This window comes from Candidatus Poribacteria bacterium, from assembly GCA_016866785.1.
In the GTDB taxonomy this organism is placed as follows: domain Bacteria; phylum Poribacteria; class WGA-4E.
The window spans coordinates 1-14,230 of the sequence record VGLH01000106.1 but is presented as its reverse complement, the minus strand read 5'-3'; the positions used below and the strand labels follow the sequence as shown (position 1 = coordinate 14,230).

13 protein-coding genes are annotated in these 14,230 nt (G+C 66.1%); 9 read left to right on the top strand and 4 right to left on the bottom strand.

The window, feature by feature from the left end; translation table 11 throughout:
* Together FJZ36_14125 and FJZ36_14120 are read right to left on the bottom strand one after the other, a co-directional pair.
* A partial coding sequence (locus FJZ36_14125; protein ID MBM3216041.1) for a hypothetical protein occupies positions 1 to 771 on the bottom strand: 771 nt, incomplete at its 3' end.
* A gap of 162 nt (positions 772 to 933) precedes the next feature.
* Positions 934 to 2,040: a Gfo/Idh/MocA family oxidoreductase gene (locus tag FJZ36_14120; GenBank protein ID MBM3216040.1), complete on the bottom strand. Its 1,107-nt coding sequence runs from the start codon at positions 2,038 to 2,040 to the stop codon at positions 934 to 936.
* Positions 2,041 to 2,404: 364 nt separating this feature from the next.
* On the opposite strand from FJZ36_14120, the gene FJZ36_14115 reads away from it, so the two are divergent.
* From FJZ36_14115 to FJZ36_14075, 9 genes are all read left to right on the top strand, one after another.
* Positions 2,405 to 3,355 carry an RNA polymerase sigma factor RpoD/SigA gene (locus FJZ36_14115; protein MBM3216039.1) on the top strand — a complete coding sequence of 317 codons (951 nt, stop codon included), beginning with the start codon at positions 2,405 to 2,407 and terminating at the stop codon, positions 3,353 to 3,355.
* A 242-nt stretch (positions 3,356 to 3,597) separates the two neighbouring features.
* Complete coding sequence (locus tag FJZ36_14110) at positions 3,598 to 5,349, top strand: hypothetical protein (protein ID MBM3216038.1); 1,752 nt, start codon at positions 3,598 to 3,600, stop codon at positions 5,347 to 5,349.
* Between the two features lie 147 nt (positions 5,350 to 5,496).
* Positions 5,497 to 5,952, top strand: a complete 456-nt coding sequence (locus FJZ36_14105; protein ID MBM3216037.1) for a hypothetical protein — start codon at positions 5,497 to 5,499, stop codon at positions 5,950 to 5,952.
* On the top strand, positions 5,945 to 6,382 hold the full coding sequence (locus tag FJZ36_14100; protein ID MBM3216036.1) for a hypothetical protein: 438 nt from the start codon (positions 5,945 to 5,947) through the stop codon (positions 6,380 to 6,382). Before FJZ36_14105 ends, FJZ36_14100 begins: the two co-directional genes overlap by 8 nt.
* A 16-nt stretch (positions 6,383 to 6,398) precedes the next feature.
* Complete coding sequence (locus FJZ36_14095; protein ID MBM3216035.1) at positions 6,399 to 7,538, top strand: hypothetical protein; 1,140 nt, start codon at positions 6,399 to 6,401, stop codon at positions 7,536 to 7,538.
* A gap of 57 nt (positions 7,539 to 7,595) precedes the next feature.
* Positions 7,596 to 8,564 carry a hypothetical protein gene (locus FJZ36_14090; protein MBM3216034.1) on the top strand — a complete coding sequence of 323 codons (969 nt, stop codon included), beginning with the start codon at positions 7,596 to 7,598 and terminating at the stop codon, positions 8,562 to 8,564.
* Positions 8,565 to 8,570: 6 nt separating this feature from the next.
* Positions 8,571 to 9,020: a D-tyrosyl-tRNA(Tyr) deacylase gene (locus FJZ36_14085; GenBank protein MBM3216033.1), complete on the top strand. Its 450-nt coding sequence runs from the start codon at positions 8,571 to 8,573 to the stop codon at positions 9,018 to 9,020.
* A complete protein-coding gene (gene xerD / locus FJZ36_14080) occupies positions 9,020 to 9,916 on the top strand; it encodes a site-specific tyrosine recombinase XerD (protein ID MBM3216032.1) in 897 nt (298 codons plus the stop codon). Before FJZ36_14085 ends, xerD begins: the two co-directional genes overlap by 1 nt.
* Positions 9,917 to 9,924: 8 nt before the next feature.
* The gene (locus FJZ36_14075) at positions 9,925 to 11,184 is read left to right on the top strand and encodes a CCA tRNA nucleotidyltransferase (GenBank protein MBM3216031.1); all 1,260 of its coding nucleotides are present in this window, start codon (positions 9,925 to 9,927) and stop codon (positions 11,182 to 11,184) included.
* Here FJZ36_14075 and FJZ36_14070 read toward each other — a convergent pair.
* Both FJZ36_14070 and FJZ36_14065 read right to left on the bottom strand, forming a co-directional pair.
* Positions 11,153 to 12,370, bottom strand: a complete 1,218-nt coding sequence (locus FJZ36_14070) for an RtcB family protein (GenBank protein MBM3216030.1) — start codon at positions 12,368 to 12,370, stop codon at positions 11,153 to 11,155. The genes FJZ36_14075 and FJZ36_14070 overlap by 32 nt on opposite strands.
* A 12-nt stretch (positions 12,371 to 12,382) precedes the next feature.
* Positions 12,383 to 14,230 (bottom strand): M6 family metalloprotease domain-containing protein (locus FJZ36_14065; GenBank protein ID MBM3216029.1); only part of this gene is annotated, 1,848 nt, incomplete at its 5' end.

Below are 14,230 nucleotides of genomic sequence, written 5' to 3'. Positions count from 1 at the left end.
CTCCTTGACGAAGCGGATCACGTGGTACTGCCAGTCCGTCGAGTAGGGCCCCGCCTCGTTGGTGATCTCGTAGAGGACGTTGTCGTACTCGTTGACGGCTTCGACGACGCGCCGGACGTACGCCTCTTGGACCCGCGTGATGGCGGGAACCTCGAGCGTGTGGACTTCGGTTCCGCGCCCGTCGGCGTTCGGGTCGCCGTCGATGCCGTTGACGTTGTTCGCGGGATGGAAGGGATGCCCGTCCCAGCGCCAGGGCGGCGTCGACTGCTGGACGCCGTGACCCTCGAAGAGCATGACGGCGACGTAGATGCCGCGCTCACGGGCTGCGGCGACGCGCGCGCGAAGCCGCTCGAAGTAGGCATCGTCCAGCCGCGTCAGGTCAAACTTCGGCTTGCCGTCGAGGGCAAGCCCGGGTCCCGTGCGCTGCCAAGGAAATGGAGCCGCGTAGAGAAAGAGCCCGTCCGTCGTGTAGCGGTACTTGGAGAGCTCCCACGTCCAGAGCCGGATGAAGTTGTGATCCATCGCGGCGAGGAAGTCGAGATAGCCGCCGAAGTCGAAGGGCTCCGGCGGATCGGTCACGCCGAGGTCTTTGAGGTTCGACCAGGTGTGGGAGCCGGTCAGGTAGACGGCGTTCCCGTCGCCGTCGGCGAAGTAGCGCGGGTTCGTCGGGTGGACGCGCAGGGGCCCCATCCGGTGTTCCGACGCGGATGCCGTGCGCGTGACGACGAGCAAGCCCACCAGCGCCGCCGCGAATGCCACGCCGTAGCCCATGGGATGCCTCCGCTCAGGGGTCGGTCATGACGAAGCTCTGGGTACCGAACCCCCATCCTGACCTTCCCCTTTCGGAAGGGGGAAGGCAATCATCCCCTCCCTTGCGAAGCGGGGGAGGGTTAGGGAGGGGGTCGAACCCACGGACATTACGCTGACCATCGGCTAGATGTGCTCGCTCCGCGTGTCGAAGAGCCGGGGGTCGAGGTCGTGCCAGGGCTCGTAGGGAGTCGTCAAGTCGAGCGTCGCGCCGGTCTCGGCGGACTCATAGCCGTGGAACATGATCTCGTGGACGTGAAGGATGCGCTTGCCGGAGCAGGTCGGCTCGACCCCCTCGCGGATGCACCGGACGAAGTGCTGGGTCATGTTCTCGGACACGGAGCTGCGCGGTATCTCGAAGCATCCGCTCCATCCGCGCCATTCGGTTGGCTTCGCGTCGGGAATGGGACAGGTTCCGTCGCGCCGCTGGAGGATGACCCGTCCGTCCGGCGCGAGGACGACGGTTCCCTCGCGTCCATAGACCGCCGTCGAGTTCTCGCCGTAGGAGGTCGCCCATAGGCTCTGGATGACGGCGTGCTGCCCGTGCTCGTACTCCGCCACGAGCGTGACGACATCGTCCACGTCGGAGCGGATGCGCTTCCCGTCGGCGACGATGCGGTTGGGGATCAGGTTCCCGACCAGTCCCGTCACGCGCCGGGCTCCGCCGATCAGGCTCACGACCCGGCTGGCGGGGTAGACGAGCGTGTCGAGCATCGCGCCGCCGTGGGAGATGGCTCGTTGGTAGTACCAGTTGTCGCGCGGGGGACCCGGGATGTTCAGACACGCCTCGGCGCCCGTGATCTTGCCGATGTACTCCGGCTTGAGCAGCGATTGGGCGGTCACCATCGTCGAGCTCACGTCGTACGGGAGCGACATGAAGACGACGCCCGCCGCGTCAGCCCCATCGACCATTGCCTGGCAGTCGTCCAGCGAGGTCGCCATGGGCTTCTCGTTGAGGACGTGGAGTCCGCGCTCGAACGCGGCGAGGGCGACTTCGGCGTGGACGGAGTGGGGCGTCGTGACGAACACGCCGTCGAGCTCCACGTCGTCCATCATCCGTTCGTGGCTGTCGAAGTGGGCGTCGACGCCGTATTCGAGTCCCTTGCGCTGGGCGCTCTCCAGGTGGCGGGCGCAGGTCGCGACGAAGTCGGCTCCCTCGATGCCCTGCGCCATCTTGAAGAAGCGGTCGCTGATCTGCCCGCAGCCCACCATGCCGAACCGGAGCGGTTTCACAGGCGTTCCTTCCGAGTGTGTCCGTCGCGGCGATCTTACACGACGCTGTGGCGACGCGGAAGCAGGAATCGAGCGCGTGGCTTGACATCGCGGGTCTGGCTCACGATCCTATGGGCCCAGACGGTCGGCTCCCGATTGGCGGCGTCGGTCGCGGCGTGACACGACTCCTGCCGGTGTGCAGAGCTCCCCGCGCGATACCGCTAGCCTGAGCCCAGGGTCCGCCTGGCAGCCTGCCCGCGAACGCTTCGACCCGCCCGACCCGCTCGCGACGGCAGGCGGAACCGCGATGGCGGAACGGTTCTGCGCCGCTCGACGTTAGACACAGCACAGACTCGCGCAGAACTCGACGACGGACACGCCGAAGATGCCGAACGCAGCCGAGAAGCGACGAACCACGGGCAAGCGCGCTGCAGCCTCGAACGGCGGCGAGACGCCTCGCAGCGCCCTGCGCGCGCCTGCCGGCACGAATCCCCCCGAAGGCAGCTTCGACGCTCTCCGCATGTGGATGTCCACGATCACCAAGACGCGGCTCCTGACTCAACAGGAGGAGGTCGATCTCGCCCAGCGGATCGAAGCCGGAGACGCCAGCGCGCGCGATGAGTTGGTGCGCTGCAACCTGCGTCTGGTCGTCAGCATCGCGGCGAAATACGGCGGGTACAACGTCCCCCTGGCGGACCTGATCCAAGAGGGCAACATCGGGCTCCTCCGCGCTGTCGAGAAGTTCGACTACCGCCTCGGATACAAGTTCAGCACGTACGCGATCTGGTGGATCCGCCAATCGGTTCTGCGGGCATTGGACAACTACTCGCGCGTCATTCGCCTGCCGACGTACGTCGTCGCCAAGGTATCCCGTCTGGAACGGGCAACGTCGATTCTTCGGCAGAGCCTGGAACGCGACCCGTCTGTCGCGGAGATCGCCGACGAGCTCGACCTCACCGAGGACGAAGTGCGCGAGCTCATGACGATCCCGTCGGAGCTCCTCTCGCTGGAAGTGCCCATCGACGATTCACCGAACTCGCCTCCACTCCGCGACTTCATCCGGGACGACCACGGACCTCAGGAAGACCCGCTCTACGAGATCATCCAGTCGGAAGACATTCAGCGGATGCTCCGCGTCCTGTCGGAGAAGGAGCGGCAGATGATCCTGCGGCGCTACGGACTGGACAATCACGAGGAGCACACACTGCGCGAGATCGGGCAGGAGTTCGACATGACCCGAGAGCGGGTCCGCCAAATCGAAGTCGAAGTTCTGAAGCGTCTGCGGCGACTCGTCGAGTCCGAAGAACAGTCGCAGTCAGCCCGTCAATCCGCCTGAATCCGCGCCACGACCGGCATTTTATCCTACCAGCCTCGGCCGGAAACATCGCTTGCGTACGGCGTCCCTGCGCGGTAAAATGGATGAGCGTGACCTGTCCCGGAACGCCAGAATCCGGGCGCTGTGCCGATCGTCGGCCCGGCGATGCACTTCAGGAGTGCGTTGCGCCCATCGCGTGAGATATCCCGATCTCCCTACATGACGCGACGCCCAGGCGTCGCCCGGGCACGCCGAGGTGTTCCATGCTCCTGACCACGCCCGAAGAAGTCGAGAGGATCGTTCCCCGCGTCGAGGCGATGCCGGTCATCGCCGTAGACACCGAAACGACGGGGCTAGATCCGCTCAGTTCCGACCTCTTGCTCTTCCAGATCGGCAACCTCCAGGAACAGTTCGTCATCGACGCGCGGAAGACGTCGCTGGAACCTCTGCGTAGGGTGCTGGAATCCGACAAGCCGAAGGTCGTCCATAACGCCAAGTTCGACTACAAGATGCTGAGCGCCCAGAGGCGTATCGACATGGAGAACATGGTCGATACCATGCTCATCGAGCAGGTGCTCCAGAATGGTAGAAAGCCGGAAGGCGGCTACGGACTCGCGGCTGTAAGCAAACGCTATACAGGGAAAGATATCTCTAAGGTCGAGCAGGAATCCTTCATCGGACATACCGGCGACTTCAGCGAGGCGCAGATCGAATACGCCCGGCGCGACGTCATCTACCCGCTGGAGATCCTGCACAAGCAGATGCCCGAAGTGCGTCGCGCCAAGCTGGAACACACCGTCAAGCTCGAGTGCCTCGCCGTCAATGCCATCGCCGACATCGAGCTCGCCGGATTCCTCATTGACAGCGACAGATGGCGCTCCATCGCGCAGCGCGCCCAGCAGGACGCCGAACGCGTCCGCTCCCAGCTCGACGAGCAGTTCCTCCCTTACTTCGAACAATCCGGCGAACTGCTGCTCTTCGATGTCCCGCGGACGATGAACTACGACAGCGATCAGCAGCTCCGCGAGGCGCTCGAAGCCCTCGGCGTGCGGATTCCCAGCACGGGCAAGGAGGTCATCGAGACGATCGACCATCCGGTCGCCAAGATGATCCTCGAGTATCGGGGCTACCAGAAGATCGTCTCGACCTACGGCGAGACCTTCCTGGAGCACGTTCACCCCAAGACGAACCGCATCCACTGCGACTTCAGACAGCTCGGAGCCGAAAGCGGTCGCCTGTCCTCGACAAACCCGAACCTGCAGAACATCCCGTCCGACTCCGAGTTCCGATCCTGCTTCATTGCCCCGCCGGGCAGGAAACTCATCACGGCGGACTACAGCGGCTGCGAGCTCCGCATTTTGGCGCATCTCAGCCAAGACCCGGCGTTCCTCAGAGCCTTCCGCAACTCGGAAGACCTCCATTCCTTCGTCGCGACGATGATGTTCGGAGTGCCGGTCAACAAGGAACAGAACAGCCATCTTCGCCAGTCCGCCAAGGCGATCAACTTCGGCTTGGCGTACGGCATGTCGCCCAAGGGCTTGGCGATCCAGCTCTCATGCGGCGAGGAGGATGCCCGCGAGCTCCTCAACAAGTACTTCGACGCGTTCCCGTCCATTCGCGACTTTCTGGAAGAGTCCGCGCGCATCGCCATCTCGCGCGGATTCTCGGTCACCATCGGAGGTAGGCGGCGGTACTTCGATGTGGCAGGCGTCGAACGCGACCGTCAGGCGCGCGGCGTCGTCGAGCGCAAGGGCAAGAACTCGCCGATCCAGGGCACCAACGCCGACATGATCAAGCTGGCGCTCCACCAGCTTCGCCTGCTCTTCCGCCAGAAGAAGCTCGACGCGCAGCTCGTTAACACGGTCCACGACGAGATCGTCGTCGAGTGCGCCGAGACCATCGCCCACGAGACGCAGGAGTTCGTCGAGGCGACGATGCGCGCCGCTGGCGAGTACTACGTCAAGACGGTTCCCGTGGACGTCGAGAGCCAGATCGCGGACTCCTGGTCGAAGTAGCCCGTCGCCTCGAGTGCTGTCCCTCGATCATTCCCGCCTTCTGGATCAGGTTCGCAGGCTTCGCCATCCGGCGAGCCCAGCCCGCGAAATGATCGTCCGCGTGCTCATGTCAGGTTGCAGTCTCCCCGCCCGCAGAGCTAGACTTTTGTGGCAGTCCCGTGCCTGGGTGGAAGGACACCTCTTCTGCGGGCGCTTCGCTTCGTCGTCTCATGGTCGCTTCTGCTCGGGTACATCTACGTGCTGTACCGGGCGCTGACGGAGAGCGCGTCCATCCCCAGTGGGATGTCCGACAAGACGGTGCACGCGATTGCATTCGGCGTGCTCGCTCTGCTGGCGACGTGGGCGTTCGGAACGGTGCTCCGGCAGCCTCTGTTGTCCGGTCTGGCGGCATTCGCGCTCGCGGCGCTCTACGGAGCCTTCGGCGAATGGGTCCAATCGTTCATCCCGTCGCGCAAAGCGGACCTCGTCGATTGGTACGCCGACACGCTCGGCGCGGGCATCGCCGTCCTCTTGGTTCTGCTGTGGGTGCTGATCCGACGTTCCAGCAAGGCTGCCCGTGAGCAGCGGACGAACCGACGTCGGGAAGGAGTGCCTCGTGCCTGACGGCTCAGCGCCGCTTCCGCCCGCTCGATTGCGCGCGCTTCGATGCCTCGCCGTCGCTGCGATTGCCGCTTTGCTGTGGGCAGGAGGAACGCGCACCGCGCATGCGGCTCCTCGGTCGCGGGTCTACGGCGCGACGCTCTTCGTCCTCGGAGTCGGTGCGCGATTCGCCGCTGCCATGACCGACGCCCAGTCGCAATCGACCTATGACGACTACCTCCTGACGGCTCGACAGGCGGACATCCGCCGGTTCCATGACGATTACCGGTCGAAGCGGCGGCTCAGTCAGGGATTGTCGCGCTCAGGAGCCGGGATGATCGCGGTCGGGGTCCTCTTCACCGCCTACGCCGCGCTCCGCCCCGACGAATCGCCGCCCATGACCGCCTCCGCCGACCGGGACTCCGTGCGCCTGGCGTGGAACCATCCGTTCTGACGACGGGGCTCTGACGATGCGATTGGCAACACGACTCCTCGGCTTCGCGTGCTGTTCGCTTGCCCTCGCAGGGCAGCTGTCTTGCTCGGACACGACGGAATACGGGAACCCGTTCGACAGCGAGAACCCGTTCACCGCCGGATCCCCCTCCGGCGTGTCGATTCGTCCTGCCGATGGGTCCGCCATCCTTTCCTGGCGGGCGCAAGGAGTCGCGGACGTCATGGGCTACCGCATCTACCGGCGCTTCTCCGGAGATGCCGCATCGACGTTCGAGCTCGTTCGGTTCGTACCTGCGCAGATCGATTCCAAGACCCAGCGCGAGACGCCTGGCTATCTCTACACCGTCAAGGACGACGACGGAGGCAAGGGGCTCCTGAACGATCAAGTGGACGGCTTCGGTCGACCCGTGCCGTATCTCTACCGACTGACCGTCGTAGACGCCGATGGAACCGAGACGCCCGATCCGGCGGCTCCACCCAAGGAGGAGGTTCCTCTCCGAGTGTGGCCCACCAGCCGCGTCTCCCCCAGCGAAGCGCCTCCGCCTCCGAATGTGCGGATCAGCGTGGCGGACCTGGTCGCCCGGCTCACATGGCAGGACTACACGCCGCCCGGAGATGCCGTCGCGTATCGGGTGTACGCCCGTCTCGTGACCGACGGCACGCCCCCGCAGCTCGATTTCATCAAGGAGATTCCGATCTCCGCGACGATCATCGGCGACGCGCCCGGGCAGGGACCGTCGCTGGAATACATCGACACCGACTACGCGCGCGACATGATGACGAAGGAGTACCTGGTCACGGTTCTCGATAAGTTCGGCGTCGAGAGCGAGGACACGCCGGCGACGCGCCGCCGCGCTCAGGTGCCCAACCTCCCGCCGGCGGCGCTCCGATGGCGGATCGTCGATGCGGCTCTGATCCCTGCCGGCATCCAGATTAACTTCCGGTGGGATCGACCCCGCGAACGCGACATCTCCGGCTACAACATCTACAGCCGGTTCGACGGGCCCTGGCGACTCCGCAAGACGGTCGGAGACCCATCCCAGGTGACGGCGTCCGTCGTCGAGACCTCGCCGTTCCTCCCGGAGTATTTCATCACGGCGTTTGACAACACGAACCGCGACGACGGCAACTTCGACCAGATATACCCTCCGGAATAGCGCCGGAGCGGCACCCGGAACAGCACCTGGAACGGCAGGAAGAGAGGCACGGGCACCGTGACGCATCACCCGCGACTCGCTCGACGCATCGCGACGGCGCTGTTCGTGATGGCAAGCCTGCACGCCGCCGCCGAGATGGCAGACATGCCCTTCGTCGGGCAGCACTCGACCGCCTATCCGCTTGGGAGAGGCGGATTCGTCGTCGGAGCCGGATTCGTGCCCTACGACCGGCAACTGCCGCGCCCCGGCAGACCCGCGATGCGCGCCCAGATGAACATCGGCGGCGTCGAGATCGAGCGCCAGACCCAGTACATCGGCGATGGAGCGTTCCTGCCCGCGCGCCTGGGTTTCGCCGTCGGAGATGCCACCGACCTGTACCTGACCGCCACGACCGGCAGCGGTACCAGCGAGAAGCGCATCGACAACTTCTACGGCGTGCCGGATGACGACTACAGGAGCGACATCCAGCGGTACACGCGCGTCTACGACCAGCCCGTGTTCGACTTCGGCATCGACCTGCGCTCCCAACTCAAGCCGGACCTCGGCGACGGTCTGCCGGCAGTCGCGGTAGAGGTGGGCGGACGCTTCGGGTACACAGCGGACGATCACGGCGAGTTCCAAGACACGACGCCTGACAGCGGGTTCCTCGACGTCGGCGGAACCGCCTCGTTGCTCGCCAGCCAGCGGTTCGGCCCCTACCTGCGGGCGCACGCCGCCGCGGGGATCGTCGCGACCCAGAAGCTGGGAACCGAGCTCGTCTACGGCGCGGCAGGCGAGTTCTCGATCATCCCCGACCAGATGTCCGTCGTCGCCGACTACCGGACGCGCCGCGACATCGCCGGGTCCTCCTTCTCCAAGACCAAAGAGGTGCTGGGCGTCGGCGTCCAGTACTACCTGGGCGCAACGGCGGTCGCTCAGCTCACGTCTTCCCTACATGGGAGCGTCTACCTGTCCCTGACGCGTGTGGGAGCCCGCGCGGAGACCATCGCGCCCCAGGCTCCGACCGTCGACGGCGGGCTCTTCTGACGCGCCATGCGAGCCGTCATCCAGCGCGTTTCTCAGGCTTCGGTCGTCGTCGATGGCAAGACGCAGAGCTCCATCGGCTTCGGCTTCGTCGTCCTGCTGGGCGTCGCCGATGGCGACGGCGAGGCGGACATCGCCTATCTCGCGGAGAAGATCGCCCATCTTCGGGTGTTCCCGGACGACGAGAGCCGTATGAACCGCTCGCTGCTGGATGTCGGAGGGAGCGCGCTGGTCATCTCGCAGTTCACGCTCTTCGGCGACTGCCGCCGTGGCAGGCGTCCCAGCTTCACGGACGCCGCCAGACCGGAAGACGCGAACCGGCTCTACGAGGCGTTCGTCGAGGCGCTGCGGGCACGCGGCGTGCCGGTCGAGACGGGCGTGTTCCAGGCGCACATGGAGGTCTCCCTCGTCAACGACGGACCCGTAACGCTGCTCTTGGATTCGGGAAAGACGTTCTAATGGACCCGTTCGAGCTCCAGATCGGTCAGTTCCTCGACTACCTATCCGTCGAGCGAGGGCTGTCGCCCCACACGATGGACGCCTACAGGCGCGACCTGCGCGAGTGCGCCGAAGTCCTCCGCCAACGTGGACGAGATTCCTACGTCAGCGCGACCTACCCCGACGTCTCGGAGTACCTCCAGCAGCTCCGGCGGCGCGGGCTCAGCCTCAAGACGGTGAGCCGGCGGCTCTACGCCCTGCGCTCGTTCTACCGGTTCCTCGAAGGCGAAGGACTGCTGACGGAGAACCCGACGACCAAGGTCGAGCCGATGAAGACCTGGGCGCGCCTTCCCGAAGTCCTCACCAAAGACGAGGTCGGGGCGCTGCTCGCCTTCCCGGACGGCGGCAACATGTACACGCAGCGACTTCGCGCGATCTTGGAGACCCTCTACGCGACGGGCATGCGCGTCTCCGAACTGACGGGGCTCCGGCTCAAGGACGTTCACGCGGACGTGGGCTATGTCGAGTGCATCGGCAAGGGTAACAAGCAGCGGCTGGTCCCGATCGGCGATTGGGCGCTGGAGCCCCTGCGGCGGTGGATGCGCGAAGGTCGAGAGCGTCTTCTGAACGGGAATCAGAGCGAGTGGCTCTTCCCGACGCGCTCCGGAGAACGGATGAGCCGCCAGCACATCTGGACGCTCATCAAGAAGCGTGTCCAGCAGGTCGGCATCCGCCGGAACGTCTCTCCACACACGATGCGGCATTCGTTCGCAACGCACCTGCTCGAACGCGGCATGGACCTCCGCGCCCTGCAAGAGATCCTCGGACACGCCGACATCACGACGACCCAGGTCTACACGAAGATCGAGCCGGAACGCCTGAAGCAGGCGCACCGCCAGTTCCATCCGCGCGGTTAGGAACCGATGTGAACGTCGCGTCTCGGCTCGAACGCGCCCTCAGTCCAGAGGCGCTCGAGGCGATCCACTTGCTGGGACGCTGCGGCGTCGATGCCTACCTCGTGGGAGGGCCCCTGCGCGACCTCCTCCTCGGACGACCCCTCCTCGACCTCGACATCTCCGTCGCCGGAGACGGCGTTCGCTTCGCCCGCGATGCGACGCGCGCCCTCGGCGGCTCCCTGGAACAGACCCACACCGACTTCGGAACCGCGTCCATCCGCCTGTCGAGCGGCATGAAGCTCGATATCGCTACGGCCCGGCGCGAGACTTATCCCGCGCCGGGATCGCTGCCAGTCGTCGAGCCGGGAACCCTTGACGAGGACCTGCGTCGCCGCGACTTCTCGATCAACGCCCTGGCGATGCGTCTCTCCCCGGACAGCTTCGGCGGCGTGATCGACCTCGTCGGCGGACTGGACGACTTGACGGCGGGAACCGTGCGCGCCCTCCATCCGGGAAGCTTCCGAGACGATCCGACGCGCGTCTTTCGCGCCGTCCGGTTCGAGAAGCGCTTCGCGTTCCGCGTGGATCCGGGGACCGAGGGATGGATACGGGATGTCGTCGGGTCAGGAGCGATGGCGACGCTCACCGGCGCGCGCGTCCGCAATGAGCTGGCGCGAATGCTCGCCGAGAGCCGGTTCGCCGCGTGTTTCGGGCGTCTCGCCGAGATGGGCGTTCTACCCTTGCTGGCAGAGCCTTGCGCCGATGTCCCGGTTGGCGTCGTCGAGCAGAGGATGGGCGCGTACGGCGGGGAGTCGCCGTCGGACGCCGCGCTCGTCGCCTGGCTCGCTGGGCAGCCTGAAAAACGGTCGGACCGGATCGGTCGCTGGCTCATGCTCGACCGCTCGGTCCGGGAAGACGCCGAACTCGCGCGACGCGCCCGCGAGCCCGTCGCAGCCGCATTGGCGGAACCCACGCCTGCGAGCGCCTGGTTCGATCTGCTAGGCAGGCTGAGCGATTCCGCCCTGTTCGCCGTCGGGGTCGCGTTCAATGAGGCAGCGCACGCGGAGCTCGCGGAGCGTCATCGCGCCTTCCGCGCGACACGTCCGCTCGTGACGGGCGATGACCTGCTCGCGATGGGCTACGTTCCGGGCCCTGCGTTCTCGCGCGTGCTGGACGCGGCATTCCGAGCGCAAATCGACGGCGAACTGCCCGATGGAGATGCGGCGCGGGCGTTCGTCCGGCGGGAGATGCACTGGATCAGTCGATGCTTGCCTTCGAGTCGCCCTTGATCGTGATGATCGGCTTGAGACGGTGGAGCACGTCGACCAGGTCCGTCTGGTGGCGGATGACCTCGCTCACGTCCTTGTAGGACTGCGGCGCTTCGTCGATGTAACTGCCTGACGGCTTCGTGAACGTGTCGGAGAGGGCGCGCTCGTAGTCCTTCTGCGCGATGGTTTTCCGGGCGCGCGTGCGCGACATGACCCTCCCCGCGCCGTGGGAGCACGACTCGAAGCTCTCGGCGCTTCCCTTGCCTCGGACGATGTAGGACTCGGTTCCCATCGAGCCGGGGACGATCCCGACCTCGCCCTTGCGCGCCGATGTCGCGCCCTTCCGATGGACGACGACCCGCCGACCGCCGTGCTCCTCCACCCGCGCGAAGTTGTGGTGGATGTTGATCCCCTTCGCCCGGACGTCGGGCTTGCCCGCGCCGCCGACCATCTCGACGAACTGGCTCACCGCGCGTTCCAGCATGAGCCAGCGGTTCTCCAGCGCGAAGCTCACCGCCCATTCCATGTCGTGGAGGTAGTCGTCGAACCCGTCGCCGTCGGCGCGGAGATAAGCAAGGTTCGCCGGATAGTCCGTCTTGGACTTCCCCAGCGTCGTCGCCGCGATCCGGTCGTAGTGCTCCGCGATCTGCAGCCCCGTGTGCCGTGACCCGGAGTGCACCATGAACCAAACGCCGTCCGACTCGTCGTACTGCGCTTCGATGAAGTGGTTACCGCCGCCGAGGGTCCCGAGCTGCAGGGGAACCTTGTCGTCCATGAAGTGGCGCAGCGGCGCGGCGCGGAGCGTCGTGTTCAGCCCGTGCCACTCGCGAGGGCTCTTGTGCTGGTGGAACCCCGTGGGCACGTCGCGGCTGACCTGGTTCTCCCAGCGCTTCCAGAAGCCTCGCGGCGAGCCGTCGGGCGATGCCTCCTGCACGACTTCGCGCGAGATGCCCGTCTGGAACGCGCTGATCCCGCAGCCGATGTCCACGCCGACGATGTTCGGCACGACGGCGTCCCGCGCCGGGACGACGCTTCCGACGACCGCCCCCTTGCCGAGGTGCACATCCGGCATCACGGCGATATGGTCGAAGATGAAGGGCAGGTTCCCCATCGAGTCGAGCTGCCGGAGCGACTGCGCCTCGACCTGGGCGATGTCGGGAACCCAAATCTTGACGAGGGTTTCGCCCTTCGTTCGGTATTCGGTCATCTCACGCTCCGATCACTCGACGGCGAACTTGACGAGCCGCTTGGAAACCTGCCCCGACTGCTCCGCTGTGAAGAGCGCGTAGTACACGCCCGGCGCTGGTCGGGTTCCGCCCTCGAAGACGATGTCCAGGTCGCCGGCATCGGTCCGGTCCATGTCGCGGACGGCGATCCGCTGCCCGCTGGTATCGAACAGCTCGACCCGCAGGCGATCCAGTCCGGGATGCGCGAAGGCGGCTCGGAACCGGAGCGGCTCGCCGTACCGCGCGGGATTCGGCGCCGCCATCGCCTGGACGAATCGCGGCGGCGTGCCGAACGCCTCCGTGTCGCGATCCACCGTGATCGTATAGGCAATCGGCAGGCTGGCTCCCGTGCCGGGCGTCACGACGAGATCGAGGGAACCGTCCGACAGCGCGCGATAGAGGAGCTCGACCGACTCGCGGGCGTCCCCCGTGGCGCGAACCATGCGCCCCTGCGCCGCGACACCGCGCGCGTCGTGAAGCTCCGCGCGAAGCGATCTCGCCGACCCCGCATGGGCGATGGCGATCCGCACGCGGTCGCCCGCCGCGACGGTCAGTCGGTAGACGTCCGCGAAGTCGTCCGCGTCGTACAGGAACGAGTCGTAGCGCTGACCGTAGACGATGGGGTACGCCTCGGCAGCCGTGTCGTTCGGTTCGTAGGTGTCTCCGAAGAACAGGTCGAGCGTCATCCGGGGCCCGCTGGGCCCGATGTTCAGGATCGAGATGCCCGTCGCCGCGCCGCCGTTGGTGTTCGTGTTGGGGTTCGTGGAAGGCGTGAAGGACGTCTGGCTGTCCTCCGCCGAGTAGGCGGCTCCCGCCGTGATGGCGGTCGTCAGGTTCCGATGGATCGGGTCCGACGGGTCCTCCACCCACAGCCGCCGCGCGACGGAGAGCGTCGGGCGCTCGACGGACTCATCGACATGCCAGATGATCAACCCCTCGTCCGGGATATCCTGATCGTAACTGCCGCCGCGCTTTGTGCGGTTCTCGATCAGGAAGAACTCTTTGCCGCGCGTGCCGGGCAGGTTCACCTTGTAGAGCGGATCATGCCCCTCCGGCGCGGAGAACGCGGGAACCTGCAAGCCGATCGTGTTGTCGTCCAGCTCGATGGGAGTCACCCAGCCGTGGCGTCCGTTCTCGGGGATGCCGTCGAGGTCCCACTTCAGATAGCCGCATAGGTGCGAAGGTTGCGTGCCGTCGCGGGCGGGCCCGTTTCCCTGGTAGGGTCCGAACAACCCCATGATGCACCACTGCTGATCGTGATCCGTGATGAGCGTGCCGACGACGTAGGTCTCCGGCGTACCGAAATCGTGGAGGAACTCGTGGAACCAGACGCCCAGATGCGGAGACTTGAACGACGGCTCCTCGCCGATGACGACGGTCGTATCCACACGCACGCCGTCCCACGCTCTCCCGACATCCGGCACGAGGATCGACCAGATGTCCGCTGGAACGCCGCTGGATGCTTCGTCGTTGCCCGCGTGGAGCAGGATCAGGTGGTCCAGGATGCCGTCGCCGTCTCGGTCGTAGTCGCGGAAGTCCACATCGGCGTCAGCGGCGTCGCAGGCGTGTTTCACGAGCTCCTGATAACGCTCGACGAAGATCCGCCCCTCACCGTAGTACCCCATCATCTTCGGCATGCGATACCAGGCGTCGCGGCGCGGGTAACTCCCGCCACCGGGCCCGCCCGACACGGTCATCTTCCCGTAGGAGACCTCGGCGAAGTAGGACGCCAACGAGACCCCCTCGCCGAACAGGTAGCCGTCGAGCTGGGCGCGCGACCTCACGCCCGGCGTGTCCGAGAAATCGACGCGCAAAACGAGGGCGAACTCGCGCCCGTCCGG

Coding starts and splice junctions, on each gene's coding strand:
- FJZ36_14095 (MBM3216035.1), top strand. CDS start 6,399: ATGCGATTGGCAACACGACTCCTCGGCTTCGCGTGCTGTTCGCTTGCC.
- FJZ36_14085 (MBM3216033.1), top strand. CDS start 8,571: ATGCGAGCCGTCATCCAGCGCGTTTCTCAGGCTTCGGTCGTCGTCGAT.
- xerD (MBM3216032.1), top strand. CDS start 9,020: ATGGACCCGTTCGAGCTCCAGATCGGTCAGTTCCTCGACTACCTATCC.
- FJZ36_14115 (MBM3216039.1), top strand. CDS start 2,405: ATGCCGAACGCAGCCGAGAAGCGACGAACCACGGGCAAGCGCGCTGCA.
- FJZ36_14110 (MBM3216038.1), top strand. CDS start 3,598: ATGCTCCTGACCACGCCCGAAGAAGTCGAGAGGATCGTTCCCCGCGTC.
- FJZ36_14070 (MBM3216030.1), bottom strand. CDS start 12,370: ATGACCGAATACCGAACGAAGGGCGAAACCCTCGTCAAGATTTGGGTT.